Annotated in this window: 3 protein-coding genes; all 3 read left to right on the top strand. The window is 48.9% G+C overall.

The genetic code is table 11. The features are described 5' to 3' along the window. Positions 1–513, top strand: a 513-nt coding sequence (locus ABNT28_RS10430) for an adenosylhomocysteinase (protein ID WP_348721555.1), incomplete at its 5' end; no start/stop codon positions are given. Positions 514–533: 20 nt separating this feature from the next. After that, complete coding sequence (tsaE, locus tag ABNT28_RS10425; protein WP_332923644.1) at positions 534–1031, top strand: tRNA (adenosine(37)-N6)-threonylcarbamoyltransferase complex ATPase subunit type 1 TsaE; 498 nt, start codon at positions 534–536, stop codon at positions 1029–1031. Between the two features lie 71 nt (positions 1032–1102). After that, positions 1103–3412 (top strand): double-strand break repair protein AddB (gene addB / locus ABNT28_RS10420; protein ID WP_348721554.1); only part of this gene is annotated, 2310 nt, incomplete at its 3' end.

Raw genomic sequence — 3412 nt, 5'->3', positions numbered from 1 at the left:
ACCATGGAGCAAGCTGCACCAAAGGCTGACATTTTTGTTACCGCGACGGGCAACCGTGACGTCATTACAGTTGATCATATGCGTGAAATGAAAGATCGGGCCATCGTCTGTAACATTGGCCATTTCGACAATGAGATTCAGGTATCAGCGCTGAACAATATGGTCTGGTCAGAAGTGAAGCCACAAGTTGATGAAATCGAATTCCCTGATGGTAAGCGCATGATTCTGCTGGCTAAAGGTCGTTTGGTAAATCTTGGCTGTGCAACGGGGCATCCATCATTCGTGATGTCTGCAAGTTTCACCAATCAGGTATTAGCGCAAATGGAATTGTGGAACGAAGGTGAAAAATACGAAAACAAGGTTTACACTTTGCCTCGTCATCTTGATGAAAAAGTTGCGGCCTTGCATCTGGAAAAGGTTGGCGCGTTCCTATCAACATTAAGGCCTGATCAGGCTGACTATATTGGTGTTGGACAGCAAGGCCCATTCAAAAGTGAGCAATATCGTTATTGACCTTTTCGTAAGGTGGCTTGATGGCTGTTTTAAAACTAGACGTGCAAAATCTGGCCGCAACCGAAAGGTTGGGCCAGTTTTTGTCTCAAGAGTTGGCTGCTGGTGACGTGATCGCGTTACAAGGTCCGCTTGGTGCAGGCAAGTCGGCTTTGGCGCGCGCGATGATTAGCAAACTTTGCCCGTATGAGGCGGATATCCCCAGCCCCACCTTTACCTTGGTTCAGACCTATGACATGCCTGATGGCACCCCTTTATGGCATCTCGATCTCTATCGCATAGATACACCCGAAGACGCTATCGAGCTTGGCATTGAAGATGCGTTTCTTGATGCTGTATGCTTGATTGAGTGGCCTGAACGGCTTGGAACATTGCTACCTGATAGCTGCTTATCGATCCATATCAATCCTGTTGGTGATGCGTTGGATAGCCAGATGCGGCAGGTTGAGATTAATGCTCCTGCCAGATGGGACAATCGAATGAGTGCCCTTGCCAAGCTTTTTGACAAGCCTGACGCATAGGCTGATCACTATTCTATGGGTATCTTGAATGTCCACTCGCATTTAAAGACACTTACTTTTATACTGCATGAATGCGCGCGTCATCTGTCTATAATATTCCAGCTGGAACACCCTTTGCAGAAGAGCTTGCCAAGGGTGTTATTCAGCTGGCGCCTAACCCAACTGATATGGCGCGTGCTATTGTTATGGTGCCATCCCAGCGGGCGGCACAGGCACTGCGAAGTGCCTTTTTGAATGTGACTAAAGGTCGGGCAACATTATTGCCACGCATGATACCGATTGGTGATCTTGCAGATGACGTAGCCGATATTTTTCCTGAACTTGATTGTGACACAGAGACTGCTGGCTTACCGCCAGCGATTTCGCCTTTGCGCCGTCAAATGATGCTGGCAAAGTTACTGGGTGGATTCAAACTTGGCGGACAGACGCCAACCTATCCTCAAGCTATGATGCTTGCCGATACCCTGGGTCAGCTTCTTGACCAGCTTTATAATGTTGATGCTAAGCCGCATCAATTACGTGACATGCTACCAGAACGTTATTCGGCGCATTGGCAGGATATTATTAAACTTCTGACTATTTTGATTGATAACTGGCCAGCTATTCTGACATCTGAAAATGTTATGGATGGTGTTGATCGGCGCAACATGCTGATACGCGCACGAATAAAAGCGTGGTATGAAAATCCACCTGAAAACCTGATCATTATTGCTGGATCGACAGGTTCGATTAGCGCAACACGTGAACTTATTCGGTGTGTATCCAATTTGCCAAATGGCCATGTCGTTTTGCCTGGGCTGGATAGTGGTGCGGCACCTGAATGGGATGCCATTAGCCAAGATAGCGGCCATCCACAATTTCAACTTGCACAGCTTTTGTATTTTATGGAAATCGCGCCGTCAGATGTTCAGAGCTGGGTATCCAATCCCAAAAGCGAGCCTGAAACACGAGCGCGCCGTGATCTGATGCGTGAAGTGTTCCGCCCTGCGCCAACGACTGCAACATGGCGGCAACTAGCACAAGATAGACCTGATCTTGGCCGTGATGCTCTAATTGGACTACAAGTCATCCAAACCCACGATCGGCGTACAGAAGCGGGGCTTATTGCGGCTGATTTACGCGCAACACTTGAACATGCAGAGCAAACCGCTGCGCTAATCACGCCTGATCGGCATCTGGCTGAGGCGGTAATCGCTGAATTAGCGCGTTGGAAAATCACTATTGATGACTCTGCGGGAACCACCCTTCTTACCCATCGGGCCGGTGCATTTTTGCAGTTATTGGTCGAGGCGATACAGGAAAATTTTGCGCCTCTGGCGTTGCTTGGCGTGCTCAAGCATCCCTGTGCGGCAGGTGGCATGGCACAAGCCGATTTCCGCACCAAAGTCAGACAAATTGAAAAGCTAGTTCTTCGTGGCCAACGACCGGCACCGGGTCTTGAAGGGGTCGCCTCTGCCATTGGAGATGATAAAGCCTTGCAGGATTTTGTTGCCACCCATATCACATCTTCGTTTGCCCCCCTTGTAACTGCGTGGCAGGCACCAGCTCCAACAATGGCAAGTCTTGCCCGTGGTCTGGGTCAGACAGCAGAAATGATGGCGGCACAAAATATGTGCTTGCAGCCTGACGGACAAGGCGGCGAAACACTAATCGCTGATATGAATGATGGTGCTATATATCTGTGGGACAACCAAGGCGGCAAGGCCGCTGCTGATCTGTTGAAAAATCTGGTCGAGCATGGGCACGATCAGGCGGTTAATGCTATTGATTTTGCTCAAACTCTTGTGCAAATCATGCAGAATATAAACATACATACTACCCAGCGATCACATCCAAGGCTGGCTATTTTGGGTGCGGTGGAATCACGAATGCAAACCGCAGACCACCTTATAATTGCGGGCTTCAACGAAGGTAATTGGCCGCCGCAACCACAAAGTGATCCGTGGATGAATAGTGACATGCGCAAAGCAGTTGGCTTGCCTCCACATAACTGGCGTACAAGCCTAAGTGCACATGATGTCTATATGGCGATTTGCAACCCCAAGGTCACAATCACTCGTGCTCAACGCCAGAATGATGCCGCTACAATCCCCAGTCGATGGCTACAACGGATGGATGTTGTTTTGTCAGCACTTGGCATAACCAAAGCGCTTGATCGTGGAGATGCCAAGTTTGAATGGCTTGATGTTTTGAACCCTAAAACTGTGCCAAACCGTATAAAACGTCCGGCACCAAAACCACCAGTAAGCGCGCGTCCACGAAAATTTTCGGCTACCGAAATTGATATGTGGATCAATGATCCTTACGCGCTTTACGCCAAAAAGATTCTGAAACTGCGCCAGCTTGATGATATTGATCGCCCACCTGATGCGGCTTTGCGT

Origin of the sequence: uncultured Candidatus Puniceispirillum sp., assembly GCF_963979125.1 — a bacterium.
In the GTDB taxonomy this organism is placed as follows: domain Bacteria; phylum Pseudomonadota; class Alphaproteobacteria; order Puniceispirillales; family Puniceispirillaceae; genus Puniceispirillum.
This window is presented reverse-complemented; position numbering and strand designations above follow the sequence as displayed.